This window comes from Tanticharoenia sakaeratensis NBRC 103193 (assembly GCF_000963885.1).
GTDB lineage: Bacteria > Pseudomonadota > Alphaproteobacteria > Acetobacterales > Acetobacteraceae > Tanticharoenia > Tanticharoenia sakaeratensis.
The window spans coordinates 12,427-35,312 of the sequence record NZ_BALE01000046.1 but is presented as its reverse complement, the minus strand read 5'-3'; the positions used below and the strand labels follow the sequence as shown (position 1 = coordinate 35,312).

Annotated in this window: 18 protein-coding genes and 1 tRNA gene; 10 read left to right on the top strand and 9 right to left on the bottom strand. The window is 64.2% G+C overall.

From position 1 onward, the window contains the following. Window positions 1-37: 37 nt before the first annotated feature. Window positions 38-1,063: a ferrochelatase gene (hemH, locus tag B8446_RS13370; protein ID WP_048850422.1), complete on the bottom strand. Its 1,026-nt coding sequence runs from the start codon at window positions 1,061-1,063 to the stop codon at window positions 38-40. Between the two features lie 396 nt (window positions 1,064-1,459). On the opposite strand from hemH, the gene B8446_RS13365 reads away from it, so the two are divergent. From B8446_RS13365 to B8446_RS13355, 3 genes are all read left to right on the top strand, one after another. Beyond that, window positions 1,460-1,882 (top strand): baeRF12 domain-containing protein, encoded by a 423-nt coding sequence (locus tag B8446_RS13365; RefSeq protein ID WP_048850420.1) that lies wholly within the window; start codon window positions 1,460-1,462, stop codon window positions 1,880-1,882. 418 nt (window positions 1,883-2,300) lie between these two features. Beyond that, a complete protein-coding gene (locus B8446_RS13360; RefSeq protein WP_158507595.1) occupies window positions 2,301-4,460 on the top strand; it encodes a TonB-dependent receptor in 2,160 nt (719 codons plus the stop codon). 14 nt (window positions 4,461-4,474) lie between these two features. After that, window positions 4,475-5,473: a phospholipase C/P1 nuclease family protein gene (locus B8446_RS13355; protein WP_048850446.1), complete on the top strand. Its 999-nt coding sequence runs from the start codon at window positions 4,475-4,477 to the stop codon at window positions 5,471-5,473. Window positions 5,474-5,528: 55 nt separating this feature from the next. On the opposite strand, the gene ppa is transcribed toward B8446_RS13355, so the two are convergent. Both ppa and B8446_RS13345 read right to left on the bottom strand, forming a co-directional pair. Beyond that, complete coding sequence (ppa, locus tag B8446_RS13350) at window positions 5,529-6,047, bottom strand: inorganic diphosphatase (protein ID WP_048850419.1); 519 nt, start codon at window positions 6,045-6,047, stop codon at window positions 5,529-5,531. 63 nt (window positions 6,048-6,110) lie between these two features. After that, window positions 6,111-8,321 (bottom strand): FUSC family protein, encoded by a 2,211-nt coding sequence (locus B8446_RS13345; protein ID WP_048850417.1) that lies wholly within the window; start codon window positions 8,319-8,321, stop codon window positions 6,111-6,113. A 189-nt stretch (window positions 8,322-8,510) separates the two neighbouring features. Between B8446_RS13345 and B8446_RS13340 the strand changes: the two genes are divergently transcribed. The 3 genes from B8446_RS13340 to B8446_RS13330 all read left to right on the top strand — a co-directional run bounded on the left by B8446_RS13340 (window position 8,511) and on the right by B8446_RS13330 (window position 10,886). Further along, window positions 8,511-8,584: transfer RNA gene (locus B8446_RS13340), tRNA-Ile, on the top strand. Window positions 8,585-8,619: 35 nt separating this feature from the next. After that, a complete protein-coding gene (ettA, locus tag B8446_RS13335; protein ID WP_048850415.1) occupies window positions 8,620-10,299 on the top strand; it encodes an energy-dependent translational throttle protein EttA in 1,680 nt (559 codons plus the stop codon). Between the two features lie 59 nt (window positions 10,300-10,358). Further along, window positions 10,359-10,886 carry a GNAT family N-acetyltransferase gene (locus B8446_RS13330; RefSeq protein WP_048850413.1) on the top strand — a complete coding sequence of 176 codons (528 nt, stop codon included), beginning with the start codon at window positions 10,359-10,361 and terminating at the stop codon, window positions 10,884-10,886. 115 nt (window positions 10,887-11,001) lie between these two features. Here B8446_RS13330 and B8446_RS13325 read toward each other — a convergent pair whose 3' ends face one another. Both B8446_RS13325 and B8446_RS13320 read right to left on the bottom strand, forming a co-directional pair. Then, window positions 11,002-11,652 (bottom strand): MlaC/ttg2D family ABC transporter substrate-binding protein, encoded by a 651-nt coding sequence (locus B8446_RS13325; protein ID WP_053053883.1) that lies wholly within the window; start codon window positions 11,650-11,652, stop codon window positions 11,002-11,004. An 11-nt stretch (window positions 11,653-11,663) separates the two neighbouring features. After that, entirely contained in the window at window positions 11,664-12,419 is a 756-nt protein-coding gene (locus B8446_RS13320; protein WP_241767788.1) for an MlaA family lipoprotein, read from the bottom strand. A gap of 475 nt (window positions 12,420-12,894) precedes the next feature. Here B8446_RS13320 and B8446_RS13315 point away from each other — a divergent pair, with 475 nt between their 5' ends. Next, complete coding sequence (locus tag B8446_RS13315; RefSeq protein ID WP_456316202.1) at window positions 12,895-14,079, top strand: aldose epimerase family protein; 1,185 nt, start codon at window positions 12,895-12,897, stop codon at window positions 14,077-14,079. A gap of 151 nt (window positions 14,080-14,230) precedes the next feature. Beyond that, window positions 14,231-15,448 (top strand): MFS transporter, encoded by a 1,218-nt coding sequence (locus B8446_RS13310; RefSeq protein ID WP_048850410.1) that lies wholly within the window; start codon window positions 14,231-14,233, stop codon window positions 15,446-15,448. A 217-nt stretch (window positions 15,449-15,665) separates the two neighbouring features. Here the strand turns inward: B8446_RS13310 and B8446_RS13305 are convergent, their stop codons facing one another. Next, entirely contained in the window at window positions 15,666-17,468 is a 1,803-nt protein-coding gene (locus B8446_RS13305) for an AsmA family protein (RefSeq protein ID WP_199484119.1), read from the bottom strand. A gap of 581 nt (window positions 17,469-18,049) precedes the next feature. Beyond that, window positions 18,050-18,880, bottom strand: coding sequence for a TerB family tellurite resistance protein (locus B8446_RS13300; protein ID WP_048850406.1), 831 nt, complete (start codon window positions 18,878-18,880; stop codon window positions 18,050-18,052). 130 nt (window positions 18,881-19,010) lie between these two features. On the opposite strand from B8446_RS13300, the gene B8446_RS13295 reads away from it, so the two are divergent. Then, on the top strand, window positions 19,011-20,177 hold the full coding sequence (locus B8446_RS13295) for an L-dopachrome tautomerase-related protein (protein ID WP_084712340.1): 1,167 nt from the start codon (window positions 19,011-19,013) through the stop codon (window positions 20,175-20,177). Between the two features lie 153 nt (window positions 20,178-20,330). Here B8446_RS13295 and B8446_RS13290 read toward each other — a convergent pair whose 3' ends face one another. Together B8446_RS13290 and B8446_RS13285 are read right to left on the bottom strand one after the other, a co-directional pair. After that, entirely contained in the window at window positions 20,331-20,723 is a 393-nt protein-coding gene (locus B8446_RS13290; protein ID WP_199484118.1) for a hypothetical protein, read from the bottom strand. A gap of 94 nt (window positions 20,724-20,817) precedes the next feature. Further along, entirely contained in the window at window positions 20,818-21,801 is a 984-nt protein-coding gene (locus B8446_RS13285; protein WP_048850403.1) for a zinc-dependent alcohol dehydrogenase family protein, read from the bottom strand. A 295-nt stretch (window positions 21,802-22,096) separates the two neighbouring features. Between B8446_RS13285 and B8446_RS16310 the strand changes: the two genes are divergently transcribed. Continuing rightward, a complete protein-coding gene (locus tag B8446_RS16310) occupies window positions 22,097-22,849 on the top strand; it encodes a glyoxalase superfamily protein (RefSeq protein ID WP_048850402.1) in 753 nt (250 codons plus the stop codon). Window positions 22,850-22,886: the final 37 nt, after the last annotated feature.

Below are 22,886 nucleotides of genomic sequence, written 5' to 3'. Positions count from 1 at the left end.
TTCGGTATCGTCCCCGGCAACGCGCCGGGCAGGCGGATCAGAGCCAGCCTGCCAGAGAGTCCCGCGACAGCGCCTCGATCAGGTCGATCGCCTCGGGGCTTGCATTGAGGCACGGCACCAGTGCGAACTCTTCTCCGCCCGCATGCATGAATTCCTCGCGGAGTTCACGGCCGATTTCGTCCAGCGTCTCGATGCAGTCCGTCATGAAGCCGGGCATCACCACGGCGATGCGCGTGATGCCCTCGGCCGGAAGGCCCGCGACGAATGGCGCGGTATAGGGCTGGATCCACTCTGTCGGCCCGAAACGGGACTGATAGGTCAGCGGCATCTGCTCTTCCCGAAGGTCGAGCGACTGTCGCAGGGCCGTGATCGTGCGCTCGCAATCCTGAGGATAGGAATCGCCCTTTTCCACGTATGCCTTCGGAATGCCGTGAAACGACGCGACGAGACGCTGGGGGCGGAACGGCAAGGCCGAAAGGGATGTGCGGATCGACTTCGACAGGGCGTCGATGTAGCGCGCGTCGTCCGGGAAGGGGGGCACGGTCCGGATCGCAGGCTGCCGACGAAGCTCCATGAGCGCGCGGAAAACCTGATCGTTCGCTGTGGCTGTCGTGGTCGCACTGTACTGGGGATAAAGCGGGAGCACCACGATGCGGTCACATCCGGCATCCATCAGCCGGTCCATGGCGGCGGCGACGGACGGATTGCCGTAGCGCATGCCCCATTCCACGGGCACGCCCTCATCCTTCAGGCGCGCGGCCAGCCCCTCGGCCTGTCCGCGTGTATGGGTTCGCAAGGGGCTTTCGTCGCGCGTCCGATCCCAGATCCGGGCGTAATTCGCGCCGCTGGTGAATGGACGCGTTGCCAGAACAATGCCGCGGAGGATCGGCTGCCAGATGAACGGCGAGGCCTCGATGACCCGCCGGTCCGACAGGAATTCAAGCAGATAGCGTCGGACAGCCCGGTAGCCGAGCGCGTCAGGCGTACCGAGATTGACGAGCAGAACGCCGGCGCGTCCCTGTTCTGGGACCGGCTGGCTGGGAGTGCGGTACAGGAAAGACATGGCCTGACTGTGCGCTGCAACAGGCTGGAATACCAGCCCGGTTCAGGCCACGCCCTGTCTCGTGATCCGTCAGGCCCTGCGGCTGCCGCTGCGATTTGCGCGTACGGGAATGGGACGAAGCTGCGGACGTGGCGCACGCGTGACCAGTGCGCACAGCGCAAGCGCCGCGATTCCCAGCACAGAGACTGTATCCGTGAGATTCATGAGCTACCCCCGACCGCCCGGCGACCTGCCTTGAACCTTACATTGGCACAGTTTGCCTGACCTGCAACCAGGAAATGCCATCGAAGTCCCGACGACCAGCCAAGACCGCACCGCAACCGTCTGCCGTATGCGCCCGTTAAAGTCCGCGCCGGGGTCGTGCCCCGTTTCGTAGACTGCTTGGAGGTATCTTCCATGACGACGCTCGATCCCGTTCTTTACGTTGTTGCTGACGGCAACAAGGCCCGTTTCCTGAAATACGACGGGCAGCAGCTGCGAACGACACGCTCGTTCGATGCACAGACGGCGCCTGCCCATGCCGAAGTCGGCTCGATCAAGACGCCGCATGCGGACCCGCGGACGCAGATCAAGGAACGCTTCGCCCGCGAGGTCGCCGATGCGATCGCCCACGATGCGCAGCAGGACAGCGCGGTCGAGGGTATCGCCCTGGCCGCACCCGCATCCACGCTGCATGAGATCCGGAGCCATCTCAACAAGGCGACGGCCGCGAAGCTCGTGACGACCGAATCGAAGGATCTGACGAACATTGCCGATCACGACCTGCTGTCGCACTTCCATCGGCCGGCGACCGGCTGGGAAATGCCCGCCGGGCGCTGACCTGCCACCTCGGCTGCTTGAGCATCGCCGAAGCCGCCCGACCGGGGCGGCTTTTTTTTGTGCGCACAGGTCCGAATACATAGACCGCTGTAAAACCAATAAAAACCGCGGTGTCATGAATTCATCATAATATTTCCATATCGAATGGAACGGCTGGAATGGTAGCAGGCGACGGCTTTCAACAATCAGGTTTGTGTTTATGCCCCTGCCAACAAGCGTATTCCGCATCTGCCTTGCCTTGTCCTGTTCCATCGGCACCATGCTTCACGGATATGCGGCATCTGCGGCAGATCTTCCGGCCTCATCTGGAAAACAGGGACCGGCGCAGAAAAAATCGAGCAAGGGCGAGGTAATTTCTGTTACAGGCGTTGCAACGCGTCCCGACGGGACGTCGAATACGACGCCGGGCGGCGGTCTCATGCCGGTCCAGACCGCTCCGCGTTCCCAGTCGGCCGTCACGCGCGACTACATCGCGAAACAGTCGCCCACGAGCAATATCGCCAGTCTGATCTCGCATCTGCCCGGCGTGCTGGCACCAAGCGTCGATCCTGCCGGCGTGACCAACGATCACATCATGCTGCGCGGTCTCAATGAGACCGAAACGGGGTATGTCTTCGAAGGCGTGCCGATCGTCGATCCGATGAGTTACGCGCCCTATACGGCCATGATCGTCGATAGCGAAAACATAGGGCGGGTACAGGTCACGCAAGGATCCTCTGATCTGACATCGCCGCTGTACAACGCGGTCGGCGGGCAGATTGAAACATCCGAGATCACGCCGGCAAAGCAGATGGGCGGCTATATTGCCGCGACCGGCGGCACCTATGGCATGAACAAGGAATTCCTGCGTCTCAACAGCGGGGAAATCGGCCGCACCGGCGTCTATGGTTTCGCGTCCTATTCCCACACGTCATACGACAACTGGCGCGGGCCGGGCGGTCTGACCCGTCATCACGTCGATGCACGTCTTTTCAAGGAATGGGGAGACAACAACAGCGCGTCGATAAGCTTCGGATGGACTGCGCAGGAGCAGGTCAATCTTGTCAGCCCGTCGCTTGCGAAATGGGAAGCGAGCGGGGCTACGGGCGAGTATGAATCCTCGCATTATTATCCAGGCAATTCGTCCTATTACAAACTCAACCAGCATAATCCCGACGGACTTTTCATAACGGCCCCCCTGAAGTTCAACCTGGGCTCGGGCCTCACCTTCCACACGACGCCCTACCTCATCAGCCAGCACGGGCCGTCCATTTTCGGACAGAATCTGCCGGTGACAGGCGGATATTTCGGAACCCGGTCCTATGGAACGTTGAACGTTCCGTATGCCGTCAACGGCGTGGTCACGACGCAGCGTTTCGATCCATGGGAACAACGGGCATCCGGCCTGAACTCGACGCTGGCGTGGGTCCACAGGAACAACACGGTCTCGCTCAGCTACTGGTATGCATACAACACCCATCACGAGTATGCCGCGTATTCTCCCGTGGATTATGCGGGCAACACGCCGTCGAATTACGAGAGCGATTCGATCCATGTGTTCGGAGGAACGCAGCTTCGTGGGTACAACTATAACTTTACCCAGCAGGTTAACACGATCTCGCTTGATGACACGCTGACGCTGTTCGGTGGTCGCCTGCTGGCTGACGCGGGTATCCGGGCCGCGATGCTGACCATCTCGGGGACGAACGAGGTGCCGGGGGCCGATCCCTATCGTGGGGGTGGCAGCTATTTCCAGCCATTGCCGCAGATCAAGCTGTCCTACAGGCTGGATCGGAAAAACCAGATCTACATCAACGGAACGACGGCTTTCCGTGCTCCGGCCAATGTGACGTCCTATGTTGAAAGTTTCTCACCCACGTCGGCCACCCCCAGCAGTACGCCGGGTGTCAATCTCAAGCCGGAATATTCCATCAGTGAGGAAGTCGGCTTCCGGCATACGGGTTTGTATAATCTGTCGGTTGCCCTCTTCAATGACAATCTGACCAACCACCAGTTGACCAGCACCACCTATCTGTCGGGGACGAACATTCTCGTCTCGCAGTCGATCAATGCAGGTGGCGAGACGATCCGCGGTGTGCAGGCCGAACTGGGGCTAAAGCCCTGGCACCATTTCAGCCCGTATCTGTCGGGGCAGTATCTGCATGCAACCACCGACAACAACTACGATACGGGAACCGACTATCTGCCGACGAAAGGCAAGATTGCGCCGGAGACGCCCAAGTTCAGCGGTGCGGTCGGTCTGTCCTACGACAACGGACACATGTTCGGAAATTTCTACCTGAACTACGTCGACAAACAATACAGCACGCTGATGAACGATCAGGCGATGCACAGCTACACGGTTGCCAATGCGACGCTCGGATACCGGTTGGAGCGGATCGGTTTCGCAAAATCGCCGCAGATCATGCTGAACATCGTCAATATCGGCGACAATCACTACCTGTCTTCGCCAACAGGCGACAATCCGACAGCCGTGGCGCGAAAAGGCATTTTCGGCACGTCCGTCAGCGGCAGCGAACCGACCTACAATATAGGCGCACCGTTCTCCGCCTATGTGTCTGTCTCCACCGGATTCTGAGGCACATGCCGATCATGAAAAAACTTCTGCTTGCATCAGCTGCTTTCCTCGCCGCGTCTTCGGTGACCCCGGCGCTCGCATGGGGTGGTCGCGCCCATACGGCGATCGATCGCGCAGCGGTGGACGCCCTGCCAGCCGACGGCCCTGTCTTTCTACAGCGCTATGTCGATCAGATCGGCGAAGACGCGAGCGTCCCCGACAGCTGGCGTGGCGCGTCGGAACCGTTCTCGAAGATCGCCGAAGATCCCAATCATGGATGGTTTCGCGAGCAGTTCGCGTTCATCAAAGACATTCCGCGATCGCGATTTGCATTCATACTGGCGCTCTATCGTCAGCACGAGAAACTCGTGGCGGCCGGGCAGCAGGCCGATGCCGCACGCATGAACGTTCGGTGGACCGGAACGCTGCCTTTCGCGGTGGCGGAAGGGTACGGCCACCTTGTGGCGGACATGCGCTGGATGCGCAAGCTGCAGGCCGAGGGCAAGGACACGAGCGGCCTGCAGATGGCCTGCGCGTTCTATGTCGCCTGGATGGGCCATTACGTGGGCGATGGGTCGCAGCCGCTGCATGTCACGATCCATCATGACGGCTGGGTCGGCCCCAATCCGGATGGCTTCACACGCGATCCGAAAGTGCATGGCCAGTTCGAGTCCACTTATGTGGACATGATCGGCCTGACGGAAGCGGATGTGCGAGCGCATATGACGCCGCTCGCGCATCAGGATGGCGACGTGTTCAACGCCATGCTTGCCTATCTGGATCGCTCGCGACAGGACGTTCGTGCCGTCTACGTGCTCGACAAGGCTGGGGCATTTGAGGACGCCCGGAATAAAAAGGCGCGGGACATGATCTATGAGCGGACGGCGGCGGGGGCGTCCATGCTGCGGGACCTGCTGGTCCGGGCATGGCGCGAAAGTGCCAGGCCGGCTGCCAAGGTCGCCAATCCCATCGACCTTTCCAATCCGGCCTACGATCCGGAAACCGGCAGCGCCCCGGCCCCGACAATGCCGTGAAACGGGACGCGTGAGAAAAAGGCGCGGGCCGGAGCGGCACGCGCCTTTTTGCGGATTACTTGGCGATGATGGCCGAACGGATGGCGTCCGCTGCGGCTTCCTTGTCGGCCCAGCCATCGACCTTCACCCACTTGCCGGGCTCGAGGTCCTTGTAGCGGGTGAAGAAATGCTCGATCGCCTTCAGCGTGATCTCGGGCAGGTCTTCGATCTTCTGCACGTCCTTGTACTGCGGATGCACCTTGTCGTGCGGCACGCAGATGATCTTTTCATCTTCGCCGCTCTCGTCGGTCATCTTCAGCATGCCGATCGGGCGTGCGCGAATGACCGCGCCCGGCACGACCGGCGCCGGGATCAGAACCAGGGCGTCCGACGGATCGCCATCGGCCGCCAGCGTGCCCGGAATGAAGCCGTATGCTGCCGGATACGCCATGGGCGTGAACAGGACGCGGTCCACGACGATCGCGCCGCTGTCCTTGTCCACTTCGTATTTGACGGAAGAACCCTGCGGGATCTCGATCACCACGTTGATGTCGTAGGGCACGTCGCGGCCGGGAGAGATTTTCGAGACGTCCATGGTCAGCGGATCCTGCTGTGATTGAAAGGGTATGGCCATGATCCTAGCCGCCGGGTCGTGGCTTCACAATGTCCCGGCATCCGAGTTTTCGGGCGCCTCGTTGTGGGTGTCGAAGAACGCGCGGTTTTCATCCAGCTCGGCCGCGATGATGTCGAGGCCGGTGAGCGCTGCAACGAGTGCGACACGCGTGCGGAGCTGCGGCGTCATGCGCTCGCAGGTGCGCAGACGTGCGATGGCCAGACGCGTTGCGCGCAACGTGCGGCCGTAATGACCGCTGTAACGCCCGCTGAAATGGCTCATTCGCCCGATCACGAGACCGATCGCCCGTTGCGCAGGAGGCGGGATCAGACCGACATGCCGGATTGCGCGCAGTCTTCGCACCCACAGGGCAACCCGCATGGCGGAGAGAATGCCGCCCAGATAGGTCTCGATGATCGGGGCCGGCGTGTTGCCGGCATTCGTCAGAAGGCGAACGAAACGATCCACATTGCGGCTGACGATGTCGTCCGTATCCGGCGGCGTGCGGGCCCGTGCGGTCCGTCGCAAGTCGTGCAGGATGTGCGCGCGCATGGCCTGCCGCTGGTGACGCACATTGTAGGGCAGGAATACCCGGAACATCCACGTGGCATAGGCAAGCCCCAGAACCAGGGGCAGGGCCGTGTTGAAGTAGGTGATCTCGTTTGTGCGGCCGGAATTGGCCGGCCCGATCATGATGGGCAGAAACAGGTTGTAGGCGACGGCGGGCAGGGTTAGCGGCGGATAGGCGAAGGCAAGGCCGCCCAGCAGCATGGCGATGCCGGTCCAGAACGCCAGCAGTTCGAACGTCGTGGGCGTGCCGAGCAGCGCAAGATCCAGAACGCCGCCGGCAAGAGCCGCGCAGCAGGCCCCGTGAAAGAACGCCTTGGTCGCCAGTGCCGGACGCTCGAGCGTCGAGAACAGTGAACAGGCGATCGACACGAACATCAGGAAGGTCAGACCGTCCGGCCACGCCGTCGTCACCCAGATCAGCCCGGCCCCGAAGACGGTGACGGCGGCGCGCGCACTGTTGACGGCAGCCTGCGGCCAGTTGCGATAGGAGCGGATCGGGGCACGGAAATGGTCGTGAGGCTGGGCCACGCGACTGGCGTCGAACTGCATCAGCGCCATACGCAGCGCATCGATCAGGGCGATCAGGGCATGATGCAGCATTGCCTGCCGCACGAGCGAATCATGTGCTGCGTCCGGCGTGTGAGGATCGAAATGGGCCGGATGCTCAGTCTCGGCGGCCAGCGCGTCCGTGACGTCATGGCGGCAGGTCCGGCGCAGGGCGCGCAAATCGTCGAGGATCTTTGAAGCATCGGGCTCCGCGCGCAGACGGTCCGGGACGGTCTGGAGGAAATCCCGCAGGACATGGGCCTGACGGTTGAAGGTTTCGCTGGTGGCGAGCGGCACACGCATAAGCGTTGCGACGTCAAAGCCGCGGGCGAGAAGGATGGCGATGTCCGCCAGGGCCGCGCGCGCATGATCGCCGGCATGGGTCGCCCGACCGAGCTCGACCTCCGCGAATTCGACCTGGTCGCCCAGCGTGGTGATGGTGGTGAACAGACTGCGCGCCGTTGACAGCGCCTCCTTCTGGCCTTCCAGCAGCGCACAGAGCGAGGCGATGGAGCCGGAAAGCGCTGTTTCGAAATTATCCGCAAGCTGGGCCCGGGTCCGTTTGACGAGCCGGAGCTGGAACAGGCCGGAAATGGTCGTCTCCAGCACGATTCCAAGCAGGATGTATGTCGCGCGGGAGGCGGCGATCCGAAAGATGTGGCCCGGGTCCGCGATCCCGTCGAGCGAGACGATGGCATAGGTGAAGCCGGTCGCGCGCATGCCGTGGATGCGATAGTTGGTCATGGTGGCCGGTCCCGGCAGGAACGTGCCGATCATGCAGAACAGCCCGATGCCGCAGGCCAGTGCCACGATGAACAGCATCGGCGCCTGCGGGAACGCCGCGACCAGGCCCACGCCGAAGATGACGCCCAGCACCATGCCGAACAGGTGCCAGCGCGCCTTCGCAAGGCTGCGTCCCCGTGTCCCCTGCGCGATCATCCAGACGGTCAGGGCCGCCCATTGCGGGCTGCCCAGTTCCATCCAGAGTGCGATCCCGAGCGCCAGCAGGGACGAGAACGTGGTGCGCAGGGCGTAGCCGAACATCACCGGATCGGGCGCATAGAGCCAGCGCAGGCCCGTGATCAGCTGGCGCAGGTCCGCCCCGGGGAGGCGATGAAGTGTCGATCGGCCCGCGGACATGGTGCTCTCCGGGATCGGCTGCCCTTGCAGGGTTGCAGGGGCCCGCTTCGATCCCGAAGTGAAGCGTAACCCGCGCAGCCGCCCGTCACATACCCCCGCACCGGCAGGGCAGCCACGGCTTGCGTGCATGTTTTACGCGAGGTTACCCTTGCAAAATCCCGCCATCTGCGCGATCTGCCGCAAACCTGTGCGCCTGTAGCTCAATTGGTTAGAGCGGGCCGCTCATAACGGCTTGGTTGCGGGTTCAAGTCCTGCCGGGCGCAGGGTCCCGCCAGAACCCTTTTTCAGGAGTCCATTCATGGCCGCTTATCAATACGTCTATGTCATGAAGGACCTGACGAAGGCCTATCCGGGTGGTCGGGAGGTCTTCAAGGGCATTACCCTGTCCTTCCTTCCCGGGGTCAAGATCGGCGTTCTCGGCGTCAACGGCGCCGGCAAGTCGACGCTGCTCAAGATCATGGCCGGCATCGAGAAGGAGTTCGGCGGCGAGGCCTGGGCCGCCGAAGGCGCGCGCGTCGGCTATCTCGAGCAGGAGCCGAAGCTCGACGAGAACCTGACCGTCGGCGAGAACGTGGCACAGGGCTTCGGCAAGCTGAAGGCCGCGGTCGACCGCTTCAACGAGATCTCGATGCTGTTCGCCGAGCCCATGTCGGACGAGGAGATGAACACGCTCCTCGCCGAACAGGCCGAGTTGCAGGAAACGATCGACGCGGGCGACGGCTGGGAGCTGGACCGCAAGCTCGACATCGCGCTGGACGCGCTGCGCTGCCCGCCCGCCGACAGCCCCGTCACCAAGCTTTCGGGTGGTGAGCGCCGTCGCGTCGCGCTGTGCCGCCTGCTGCTGGAAAAGCCCGACATCCTGCTGCTCGACGAGCCGACCAACCATCTCGATGCCGAGAGCGTGGCGTGGCTCGAAAAGACGCTGCGCGACTATCAGGGCACGGTCATGGTCATTACCCATGATCGCTACTTCCTCGACAACGTCACGAACTGGATCCTCGAGATCGAGCGCGGCCGCGGCTATCCGTTCGAGGGCAACTACTCGTCCTGGCTGACCCAGAAGCGCAAGCGTCTGGCGCAGGAGGAGAAGGAAGAAAGTGCGCGCCAGCGTGCGCTTGCCGCCGAACAGGAATGGATTGCCTCGTCTCCGAAGGCCCGTCAGGCCAAAAGCAAGGCGCGTATCTCCAAATACGAGGATATGCTGGCGGCCAGCAGCGAGCGCGTGAGCGGCACGGCCGATATCGTCATCACACCCGGACCGCGTCTCGGCGGCACGGTCATCGAAGCGGAAGACCTTCGCAAGGGCTACGGCAACCGCCTGCTCATCGACGACCTGAGCTTCAAACTGCCGCCGGGCGGCATCGTCGGCGTCATCGGGCCGAACGGCGCGGGCAAGTCCACGCTGTTCAAGATGATCACCGGCGACGATCAGCCCGACAGCGGATCGCTGACGATCGGTGAGACCGTGAAACTCGGTTACGTCGACCAGTCGCGCAACACGCTCGATGACAACAAGACCGTCTGGGAGGAAATTTCCGGCGGCACGGACGTCATCTATCTCGGCAAGCGGGCGGTGCCGTCGCGGGCCTATGTGGGCGCGTTCAACTTCAAGGGCGCGGACCAGCAGAAGCGCGTCGGCATCCTGTCGGGCGGTGAGCGCAACCGTGTTCACCTCGCCAAGATGCTGAAGCAGGAAAGCAACGTCATCCTGCTCGACGAGCCGACCAACGATCTCGACGTCGACACGCTGCGTGCGCTCGAGGATGCGCTGGCGGAGTTTGCAGGCTGCGCCGTGATCATCACCCATGATCGCTGGTTCCTCGATCGTCTCGCGACCCACATCCTCGCTTTTGAGGGCGACAGCCATGTCGAGTGGTTCGAGGGCAACTTCCAGGATTACGAGGAAGACAAGCGTCGCCGTCTGGGTCCCGATGCGACGGAGCCGGCGCGGATCAAGTATCGCCCGCTCGCGCGCTGACCGCGCGCGGCGTCCGTCGCGTGCCGCACGCAGACCGCTGACACGGCCGGGCCCGCCCCATGCTCGGCCGCACGATCCGCACGCCGCGTCTGCTGCTGGAGCCGGTATCGTGGCGCGATCTGGACAATCTTGCGCGGCTGAAGGCTGACGCCGGCGCGTTCGGCATGATGCTGGGCGGTGTCCGGTCGCGTCAGCAGACGGAAGATGAACTCATATCCGACGTGGCGCTCTGGGGCCGCCGTGGCGTCGGCATGTTCACGATGAACGAAATCGATGCGCCCGAGGCACGACGGATGGTCGGCATCACCGGCGTTCACGAGCGGCCGGATGGACGCGGCCTCGGCCTGCGTATCGCGCTCTGGCCCTGGGCATCGGGTCGGGGACTGGCACGGGAAGGGGCGGGAAGTGCCCTGCGCTTCACGCACGAGCAGGGCGAGCCGGTCGTGATTGCCGTCACGCGGGAAGACAACCGCGCTTCACGCCTCGTGCTGGGCAGCATCGGCATGCGTCATATCGCGACGTTCCCGCGTGGCGGGCACCAGATGCTGATTTATGAAAGCCGGGAGGATGTCGCCGCGAAGCCCTGATCCGGAAGGGACGGGTTCGTTGGCAAGGACGGCGTATCGCCCCATGACCGGGCGATGCCGTTGAATGATCGGCCTCCCGAACGGCCAGGCGCCGGTCGGGAGGCCGATCTTCGGATCAGTGGTGGCGCGCCAGCTGCCGCTGCAGGGCCGCGATCAGCGTGTCGACGTTGCCGCCATTGCGCGCGAGATAGGACGCGTAGTCCTGCCGCTGGGTCAGACGCAGGCTGGCGCCTTCACCGATCATGTCCGCGACCTTCGGCGCGCCGCTCGAATCCTCGACCAGAAGCTGCATTTCGGCAGGCGGCTGGCCCGGGCGCGTGAGTGTCGCATTGACCATCTCGCCGGTGCCGCTCGGTGCCGCGCTCGTCACGGTAAGATGCACGCCGCGGTAATCGCCGAGCTTGTCGGTGATCGCATTGACCAGCACGTGGTCGAACAGATCGAGATAGCGCTGCTGCTGCTCGGGTGTTGCATTCCGCCAGTAGCGACCGAGGCAGAACCTGCCGATCAGCGACACATCGACGTTCTGCTGCAGCAGCGGCAGAACGGCCTGCTTCTTGGCATCCAGCGACTGGTCCGAATTGACGATCGCAACGAGCTTGCCGCCAAAGCTGTCGATGAAGTTCCGGGCTTCAGCCTCGGTTGCGGCCCGGGCGGAACCGAAGGGCAGGCTGATGGCGATCAGGGCCGACAGGGCAGCGGCGATGCATGCCATACCACTGCGGCGCGTCAGGGACCGGCGAGGGCGCGGCGGGGAGAGGGGCATGTCCAAGGTCCTCAGTTATACCAGTCCGGGGTGGTCGCCCGGTGATCGTTGCGGATCGTGTCCACCTGGCTTTGGCGGTTTTGCTGCCAGGCGCTGCGGATGGTGGCATAGGGATCGAGCGAGTCGCGTTCGACCTGGTCGAAATCCTGGATGTGATCAGCAAACGCGTTGATCGTTCCTGCAGTACTATAGGCGGTATAGAAAGTCAGCAGGCCGTAGCCGCTGGGCACCCATGTCAGCGGCTGGAACACGATGTCCACACCCGTGCCGACGCCATCGCGGATCGTGGTCGGCCCGGTTCCGGGGACGAACAGGTAAGGGCCGCTCGGCATGCCCCAGCTCGCCATCATCAGGCCGGCGCCACCGTCATGATGCGGGTAGCCTGCGTATTTCGCCACATCGAACAGGCCCGCAGCGCCCGCGGTCATGTTGATCGCATAGCGCACGAACGCATCGCCCGCCCGGCGCGGCCGCGCCGCGCCGACATCGCTGAAGAACACCACCGGCTGGTTCCAGGTTTCCGCGATGTTGCCGAGGGAACGGCGCACGGGGCTCGGCAGGACCCAGATCCATGCCTTGCCGACCGGCTTGATGACGTATTTGAACGCCCACATCTGCACGCCGTACATCTTGCGGTTCAGCGGCTCGTAGGGATCGTTCGCCTCCTTGTAGTCGGCGAGCGCATCGGGATCCTTCGGCGGCGGGTTATACAGGCCATGGCAGGCGCTAAGGCCCGTCAGGCCGCAGACCGCCAGTGCTGCCGCCAAGCGCCGACGGACACCACGTCCATAAGCATCACGTCCCGGCCCGTCGGAGCCTGTGTCGCCCTGCGATCGTGAAACCGACGTGGCTAAGCGTGTGAGCATCTAAATCCCCAAACCCTGCGTGGCACGCACCGCAATCCCGCCATGTTGCGGGACCGCCGAACGCACCAACCCTCTGTCCGCGCCTTCCAGAAACCTGCGCGGAGACCCTATCGACGGCCAGGCACCCGGAACCGCAACCCGACCGCGCCACAGCCGCGACAGGCGGGGGCGCGAGCGGGATCCGAAGCCCGGCCTGGCGTCAACATCGTGTAGCATGGCACGCCCCTCGCGCAATCTGCGCACAGGTCGCATCACTGCCGTGCGGAACGACGAAACGCCGCTACAGATTGCCGCTTGGTTCATGCAGCGGGTTGAAGAGTGTTGTTTTTGCGACCAGTGTGGCCGCAAATCAACAGCTCACGAGGACCATTCCATGATGCCATTCGCCCGGGCCATGCGCACGTCGAAACCGGCTCGCCTCCTGGCCGTGACAACCGCGCTCTACGTGGCACCTGCGCTCATGATGCCCGCAGCACAGGCCGCACCGGGCGTGATGCGCGCTCCGTTCGGCACGACGCCCGACGGCAAGCCGGTCTCGATCATGACGCTCACGAACGATCACGGCGTGACGGTCCGCGTATTGTCCTATGGCGGCGTGATCCAGTCGGTGGAGACCCCCGACCGTGACGGCCATACGGGCGACGTCGTGCTCGGGTTCAAAGACCTGCATGGCTATACCGTCGATTCAGCCAAGGGCGGCCTGTTCTTCGGTGCTGTCATCGGCCGTTATGCGAACCGCCTCGCCGGCGGCAATTTCTCGCTCGACGGCAAGTCCTACCATATCGCGGTGACCGCGCCGCCGAACGCCCTGCACGGCGGCACCCGGGGCTTCGACAAAAACGTCTGGACCGTGGGCGGTCTGCATCATGACGCCCATGCCGCCTCCGTCACGCTGACGCTGGTCAGCCCGAATGGCGATCAGGGCTTCCCCGGCACACTGACCACCCATGTCACCTATACGCTCGACGACAACGACAGCCTGAGCCTTCATTACAAGGCAACGACCGACACCTCCACGGTCCTGAACCTGACCAATCATTCCTACTGGAACCTGGGCGGGGAAGGATCGGGGTCGATCGCCCACGAAATCCTGACGATCAACGCCGACAGCTTCACGCCCACGGATGCGACGTCGATCCCGACCGGCCAGACGGCGCCCGTCGCCGGCACCCCGCTCGATTTCACCAAGCCCACGGAAATCAACGCGCGTCTGCGCAGCAACGATCCGCAAATGATGTATGCGCGCGGCTACGACATGAACTGGATCGTCAACGGACCATACGGGCAGGCGCCGCGTCTGGCGGCCAATGTCTATGACCCGCGCTCGGGCCGCTCGATGCAGGTGCTGACCAACCAGCCCGGGCTTCAGGTCTATACGTCCAATTCGCTGGACGGTGGATATGCCGGCATTTCGGGTCATGCCTATCGCCAGACGGATGCGATCGCGTTCGAGGCCGAGCATTATCCCGACAGCCCGAACCATCCGCAGTTCCCCACCACGCGTCTGAACCCCGGCGAGACGTTCGACTACACGACCACGTTCCACTTCTCGAACCACTGATTCCGTAAAAGCCGCGTGTCCTGTGCGACGAACTGTGTCGGGGCGCGATGCGCGGCAAACCGGGTCGACTGGGGCCACGTTAGCGCCGGACGTTCTCTGGCGGTGCTCACGCGGTGCGCCGCCTTCTTGTCTCTGATCTGAATATGGCCGCGTGACCGACGACAGACAGGCGCCTTCCCGGCGCAGCCTCCTGGGCCTCGGGCTCATCAACTTCTTCGCTGCCGACGTGCAGGGCGGTCTTGGTCCCTACCTGACCGTGTACCTGACGGTGCACGGCTGGGACGGCCTCCAGATCGGCCGGGCACTCGCAGCCAGTGCCGCGGCCCTCGCGCTGGCCCAGCTTCCGGCCGGACTGATCGTCGATCGTTTCCGCATCAAGCGGGCCATGGTCATCGGCGCGGCGCTGGGCATTGCCATTGCCAGTCTCGTCATCGCGCGGTTTGCGGACTACTGGCCGGTCATCGGCGCCCAGATCGTGCTGGGAGCCGGATCGGCCGTCCTTCCCTGCGCCATCAGTGCGATCACGCTCGGCCTCGTCGGGCCGAAAGCCATGGCGGATCGCACGGCGCGCAACGAAACCGTCAACCATGTCGGCTCGTTCGTGGCCGCCAGTCTCACCGGACTGTGCGGGCAGCTGCTTGGCATCGGCTGGATCTTCGCGCTGATCTGCGGCTTCTCGATCGCAAGCCTTGCATCCACCCTCATGGTACGGCCGGACGAGATCGATCACGAACAGGCCCGGGGAGGAGGCGAAAACGGACGTCCCGTGCCACTCGGGAAAGTCTTTCTGCGGCCGGATATCCTGGCTTTCCTGACGTCGATCGCCCTGTTCTTCTTCGCCAATGCCGCGATGCTGCCATTGGCAGGCCAGGCGCTGACGCTGACCCATCCCAAGGGCGATCTGCTGGCGCTGAGCGGCTGCGTGGTGGCGGCCCAGGTGGTGATGGCAGGGGCCGCCTTCTGTGTCGGTCGTGCACTCGACAGGGGCGTGAGCCGCCGGGTCCTGTGGCTCGCGGGCTTTGCGGTGCTCCCCTTGCGCGGTCTGCTGTTCGCCTGGGCGGTGCACGGGGGCCTGAGCATTCCCGGCGTGATCGCGATCCAGCTGCTCGACGGCGTTGCCTCCGGCATCTTCTCGGTCACGAGCGTCGTCATTGCGGCAGACCTGACGCAGGGTACCGGCCGGTTCAATGTGACGCTGGGCTTCGTCGCGCTGTGCATGGCAGGCGGCTCGATGTTCAGCAACCTGCTGAGCGGCGAAGTCGTGGAGCGCTACGGATTTTCGAACACATATCTGGTGTTCGCCGCCGTCTCGGTTGTCGCCCTGCTGGTGACGGCGCTGACGGTGCGCGATAGTCGGCGGGACGCCTAGCGGCTCACTCAGGGCGCGGCAAGACCTGGCTGATCGCCCGGAATTGTCTCCAGCGGACACCATTGCCGGACTACGGCATTTCGGAAAATCCCGATGCTCCTGAAGGCAGACGCAGCACTCCGGGAGACCAGACTGAAGGCCAATGTTGGAAGCGCTGCGGAAGCTGTTGCCAGCCGGATCCGGGCGGCCTGCTCGCCTGTTTCGCTTCAGTGCCGCCCTACAGACAGGCCTTGCCTGCTGAAAAATCCTCCAGCCCCGCAGGAAGCGCATTGGCGGTTCGGGCGGCCTTCAGCAACGCGCGGCCTCTGGCGGACCATCCGGCAAGGCCGATGGACGGGTTATCAAACGGGCCGCTGACCCGGATCGGAATGTCCAGCGCCAGCAGGCCGGGAGTCCGGCTCTGAAAGGCCAGTTCGAACCAACGCCGGTCGAGATCGAACATGGCTTCGCCGACGATGGATCCCTTGGATGTGTAGATCCGGAGCGGCACGACCGTCCCATCGCCATGACGCATGACGAGCGCGCCGAGAAGGCACGTGACGGGCGTCGTGCCCGATGCCTTTCGGAAAAGCAGGCCGACATTCATGGATGCGATGTCGATCACCTTCTGGCTGATGACACCGCTGTTCATGCCCACCACTGCGTCGACATCCGCCTTCCGTGATGCCTCGTTGAGCGTATGGACCTTGTCGGCATTGGCGCGAACGCGGAAGGACAGCGCGCCCGAGACAGGGACGGGCGCCAGCCCGGCCTGACGCCGAAAGCGATCGATATCCGCCCCCGTCACGTCGATGGCCGCGCGGATGCGCGACCCGCCCTGCCGGTTCTCGATGGCGCCGGAGGCACGCAGCGTCGCACCGAGCCAGCCGAGCTGAAGCGACGAGATGTCGATCCGGCCGGGCTGTTGCTTCAACGCGATGGCAGCGCTGGAAAATTCGAGCTCGTTGTAATGCAGGGAGCGTGCAGACAGACGCAGGTCCAGCAGCGGATCGGGGCTGGAAGGCGCGATCACGGGCAGATCGATATGGCGCTTCGGCTTCGGATCGCCTTTCGATGTGGGAAGCAGGTCGTTCAGGTCGAGTTTCGCAAATCCCATGTCGCCGCCAAGACGATCCGGTGAGCCCGATTTGCCCTCCGTGAATGTGAGATTGGCGCTTTCGATCGGATTGTCGCCCAGATTTCCCTTGCCCTGGGTAACACTCCACAGATCGCCCTTGTGGATGAACTGACCATTGAGGCTGAGAGAAACCGCGAAGGTGTCGGCGGTCTCACCCGCCAGTGCCATCAGGGGGGCGGCGGTCGCCGTCCGGAGCGAAAACCTGCCGTCCACGCCGTCGAAATCGACCAGGTCGGTCAGTGTGCCGTCGAAATCCAGCGTCAGGTCACCGGATGTGGCATGCACGGTCGCCGGATAAGGTTTCCCGGCATCGCGGAGCACGGCAATCGGTCCCGTATGCGCTGTCAGGGCGACAGGCACCTGATTGTAGGAACCGGCGATTGTTATTTCCAGCGGCGCCGTGTCGTCACGTGCCTTGAGGGCGACCTCATCAAGTCCGACGCGGTAGCAATGGCCGTTGGCCGAGCAGTACGTAACGTCGCTTCCCTTGATCGTGGCGTCGCGCATGCCGGGAAACCAGCCTGTATCGGCGGGTGCGGGTTTGTCCGGGCCAGGCTGCGACGGCGGACCGAAACGCCAGTTCGGTGTGCGGTCCGACGTGCGTTCGAACAGACCGGAGAAGTCGGTCACGACGAGATCACGGGTTTCGACAGGGCCGTGCAGCAGCGAGGTCAGGCGGATCCGTGCGTGCAGATGCCCGAGCGTCATCATCTGGGGACGACGGCCGCCGGGAATGTTGGCGATGCTGAGATCGTTCACGTCGAGCGTCAGCCAGCGGCCGGGTGAGACGTGAACCGCCCCGATATGCACGTCCCGCTGCGTGGCCCGCGTCAGTTTCGTTGTCGCGATACCTGCAAGGTTGGCGTGCGAAAGGGCCAGCAGGCCTCCGCCGCACACTGCCATGACCAAGCCAAACGTTCCGACGGCAATAAGGGTCAATCGTCGCAAGACAGGACTCCGGAGACAGGACTGGCCCGCGTGGTGTCCGCGACGTCATGAAGGCCGGAAGAGTGCGGTCTTCCGATGCGCAGGAAAATAGCTGCGAGGATCGGAATTGACCACGCCCCTCCTACGATAAAGATTAAAGGGCGGGCGCTGCCCGAAAAGCGACGGTGGCGTGCGTAGAATACGCCATGATGTCCCGCGTTTTTGGAAAGCGCTACCGGCAGCGATGGGCCGCAATCGAAGGAAGGCGAGGCTCTATGGCCCGCTCAAAGGCTCTGTTCGTCTGACGAAAGCCAGTTCCAGTACAGACGCCTGCACCGATCCACGATGCAGCGGTCTTCGGCGGGATCGCTGCTCACGCCTGACGTCTCATGAGCTCAGCAGCGTTTGTCGTGCCGGAACCGCACTGAAAATGCCCGCTGCGTGGCGAAGACATGTGTGCTCAGGCCAAGCACGCGGCGGCTGGCTTGGATACCGTTTCCCGATTGCGCGTCATCGCCTCCCGAACCGATCGGAGCGTTCGAGCCGTGCCTGTGCTTTTACAGTCGCCGATCCCGTTTGATCCGGTCCCAGGCCGCATTGATCCGGCCGATACGATCCTGGGCCGCTGCCTGCTCGGCCGCTGAAAGGGCCTGACGGGACAGAACGTCCGGGTGGTGCGCGCGCATCAGGGTGCGCCAGCGGGTACGGATTTCGGCGTCCGTCGCCGTGCGGGTCACGCCGAGGATAACGTAGGCGTCGGCTTCATCCAGGCTCGGCCGCGCGCCGCCGCGCTCGGCGCGATCCCAGGCACCCAATGGCAGGCCGAGCGCGCGGTGCAGGCGCGCGAGGAAATCGAGTTCGCGCGGATGCAGCGCCCGCTCCGGCGCCGGGCTGTCAGCGCGCGCGATGACGAACAGGGCGCTCAGCAGATCCTCGAGAGGCTGCTGCTCGTCGGCATAGGCGCGGCCGAGTTCGCGCCCATAGGCTTCGAAATCGTCGGTGCGCAGGCGGGCCTGATCGAACAGGCGTCCCACCTCGCGCGCATTCTCCGTCGGGATCTGGAAGCAGCGCTTGAAGGTCTCGATCTCGATCCGGTTTACCGGCGCGTCGATCTTGCACAGCTTGGCCGACAGCGCGACGATCCCGATCGCATAGACCTGCTCGCGCTTGCCCATGAGGGCGGAGAGCTTGGCCGCCGCGAAAAAAGCGGCCCCATTCGGATCGGGCCGTCCCCGCGCGGCCCAGGCGTCGCCCCAGCCTCCGGCCGGAGCTTCCAGCAGCGAACCGCGATCGGCGGCATGGCCAAGAGCTGCGCCCATCAGCGCGCCGAACGGCCCACCGATTGCGAACCCGGCAGCGCCGCCGAACAATTTGCCCCAGACTGACATGGTGCCATCCGTAGCACGGACGCGCCGTCACGCAAGGCATCATGACGTCCGGGCCCGGAGTGGCCGGATCGTGATTGGCGCGGGTCCTGCGGCGTCCATAGGGTTTCCCGCTTGTTCAGGAGGGACATGGATGACGGACGGAACGGTGCATGGAGCGATCAGGCAGACAGGGGCGCGGGCAGGCATGATCCCGGCGGGCGCACGTATCGGCGCGCTCCTGCTGGGCATCGCCTGCACGGCGCCGGGATTTGCTGCCGACAGCGTGGATCATGGCGCACGGCCGTCCGGCAATGTGCAGGTCATCGGGCGGTTCGCGCAGGCGGAGCCGTCAGGCATCGTGGCGCTGCCCGACGGGCGCGTGGTGATCTCGTTTCCGACCAGCGCGGCAAAGCATCCCGGCCCGGTTCTTGCGACCTACGCCCATGGCGCACTGGCACCGTTCCCGAATGCGGCGGCGCAGTCCGGGATGCGGTCTCCCTTGGGCATGACGGTCGATGCGCGTGGGCGCCTGTGGATGATCGATGAAGGCATGGTCGCGGGCCAGACCGACCCCGCGCAGCCGGTGCTGTTCGGGATCGATCCGAAGACCAATGCAATCTTCGCCCGCATCGCGCTGACGGCTCCCGCCATTCGGCCCGATACGCACGTGAACGACGTGCGGGTGGACCTGACGCATGGGGCGCAGGGCACGGCGTTCATCACCGACACGTCCCTGGCCGATCATTCGGCGCTGCTGGCCGTCGATCTCGCGACCGGGCATGCGTGGCGGATGCTCGATGGCGCGCCTTCCGTCAGCGCGGATCCGGGCTTCGCGATCGAGATGGATGGCCAGATGCACCAGTATCGTCCCGGTCATCAGACGACGGCAACCGGCGGTGCGGACGGCATCGCGCTGAGCGCCGACAGCCGGACGCTCTACTGGTCAGCGCTATCTTCACGGCGTCTCTACAGCCTGCCGACGGCCCTCGCTGCCGATCCGAAGGCGACGCCGGAGCAGTTGGCCCATGCGGTGACCGATTGCGGCGAAATCGGCGTTGCGGACGGCATCATCACGGCACCGGACGGCAGCCTGTTCATGACCGACGTGGAGCGTCATGGCGTGCTGAAACGCGATCCGGATGGCACGCTGCACATGGTCGCGCATGATCCGCGTTTCATCTGGCCGGACAGTCTGGCGCTGGATGGAACGAGCCTGCTGCTGACGGTTGGTCAGTGGTCGCGACTGCCTGCCTTTCATGACGGACATGACCTGCAGGAACGGCCCTATCTCGTCGTGAAGATCGCACCGTTACCCTGAATGGGGACCTGATTCCGCCGTGTGCCGGCCGCATGCCCTGTGGTCGCACACCATGGCCTCATCGACGTGAGGCGCCGGGCATTCGTGAGTCTGTTTGGTGAGGTCCCGGCCGGAGGGCTTGGAACAAGGCCCTCCGGCTCGTGGGGCATGGCCTTAGAGGACTTCCTCCAGCCCGACCTCGCTCAATGCCGCTTCATGTGTGAAGGCGCGCGGTTGGGGGCGTGGCGCGGTCAGGTCGATGGGCGCGAAGGTCGCGAACATCTCGGCCGTCTCGGGCAACTCCTGCAACGGGACGTAATCCGAGATCTCGGCGAACTGGGCCCAGAGCGCCTGCACTTCAGGCGTTTCATGGGCCCGCGCGATCCCGTCCTTGGCCCACTCGAACACCTCGACGATCACGCCGCCACCGCCCACCATGGCGATCGGCTGGCGCGCGGTTGCAAGGCCGAGTGCCCGCAGAAGCGGGACATGCTTCCGCGTCAGGGTGAGAAGGGCGTTTTCCTGGCCCGGCTTCGGGCGATAAGCGGTGATGACAATGTTAGGCATACTGGAAACTCCGGTGTCCGCTACGCTGGACGCGCCTTTATAGCCGGTCGTTTCCTTAACGCGGCGTCACGAAATCATGACGGGAATTTGCGCCTTACGGAACAAGGACCGCAGCCCCCTCGAACCGGCCGTGTCGAAGATCGTCCAGAGCCTTGTTGGCGTCCCGCAAGGCATAGCGTGTCGTCTGCGTCCGCACGCCGATCTTCGGTGCAAGCGACAGGAAATCGAGGCCGTCCTGCCGCGTGAGGTTGGCCACCGAGACGATCTCGCGTTCTTCCCAGAGGTCGTCGTAGGAGAAGGCCGGGATCTCGCTCATATGGATACCGGCGCACACCACGCGTCCGCCCTTGCGCACGGCCTTGAGTGCCGCGGGCACGAGGCTGCCGACGGGCGCGAACAGGATTGCGGCGTCGAGCGCATCCGGCGGGGCTATGTCGGATCCGCCGGCCCACACGGCTCCGAGGCTGCGGGCAAAATCCTGCGTCTTCGTATCACCGGGGCTGGTGAAGGCATAAACCGTCCGGCCCTGCCAGCGCAGGACCTGTGCCAGAATGTGAGCGGCCGCGCCGAACCCGTAGAGCCCGATCTTCTGCCCGTCGCCGGCCTTGACCAGCGAGCGCCAGCCGATCAGCCCGGCACACAGCAGGGGAGCGAGCGACACATCGTCGCCGTCTTCGCCCAGGGGAAACGCAAAATGGGCATCGGCGACCGTCATGGTCGCGTATCCGCCGGGTCGCGTGTAGCCGGTGAACTGGGGATCGTCGCAGAGGTTTTCGGCGTCATGCGTGCAGAAGAAGCAGTGCCCGCATGTATGGCCAAGCCACGGAATGCCGACACGCATGCCGACCGAGAGGTCGGTCACGCCCGGGCCGACCCGGTCGATCCGCCCCACGATCTCATGGCCCGGTATGATCGGCAGCGCCGGGTGCGTCAGGTCGCCATCCACGACGTGCAGGTCCGTCCGGCACACGCCGCACGCACCGACGACGACACGGATCTGGTCGGGGCCGGGTTCTGGGTCGAGCAGGTCGACAGGTTCCAACGCGGTCTGCGGACGTTTGAGCTGCATGGCGAACATCGACGCGATCTCCCGTTTTCGTTCCCTGGCATGTTGGGACGCTAGCCGGTCCGGCCGCCATGATCTGCATCAAACATCCGCGTGGCCGAACGCGTGGCAGGGCGCCAGTTTCGTGCTGGCGTCGCGCACATGGGCTGATGCGGCCCGCCGCCTGCGCGCTCGGGTCATGATCCGGCGCATGGTGAACGCATCGCAGGCTGGTTTCCCGTGCATGACCTTACCCGTCGTGGCGAACCGATGTCGGCAACGCAGGCCCCAATGAAGATCCGTCGTTCGCCACGGACGGAGACATGCGATGACCACTCCCGAAATTCCTGCGCCCAAGACCATGGCGCGTGCGTTGCGCGCAGCCCTGGCCGAACGCCGCATTGCAATCTCCCATTCCGATGCACTCGAACTGGTCGCCCGTCAGTTCGGTTGCGAGAACGGGAACGTGCTGGCAGCCCGCATGCCGTCTGATGGCCGCACAGTCAGCCCTTTGGCGCCCGACAAGGGGTTGGTGCCGGAAGGCTGGTTCGTGCATGAGAATGGCCACCACGGCCTGTTTCGTCATGACCTGCTGGAAGGCGCTGGCGAGGATGGCGGTCCGGCAATCCTGCTTGCGAGCCGGGATGGCTTGTCCGACGTGCCGACCAGCGCATTTCTGACCGTCATGCAGCGTTTCGCGGCCACGGACTTTCGCGACAGACGTTTCAGCTTCCGCGCAAGCCTGCGCGTCACGGATGCACAGGGGCGCGGCCGGATCTGGATCACCGCGCGCGGTCCCGGACGTGTCAATCTCGCCTTCGATAATCTGGGCATGAATGAAAGCCCACTCAATCAGCCGGACGGCCCGATTGCCGGCACTACCGGCTGGGAGCGCCGCTCGGTGACCATCGATGTGCCCGAGAACACCGAATATATTCAGTTCGGTGTCCAGTTTGGCGCAGGACCCGGCACGTTTATCACGTGCGCGCCCTCTTTCGGTCTGGCAACGGCCGCCGAGCATCCTCGCGCACTGCATGCCGCGCCGCGCAATCTCGATCTCCGACCCGCCATGCTGGCCTGATCGGGGCAGGGGCTGTCTGCCGGATATCGGCCATAAC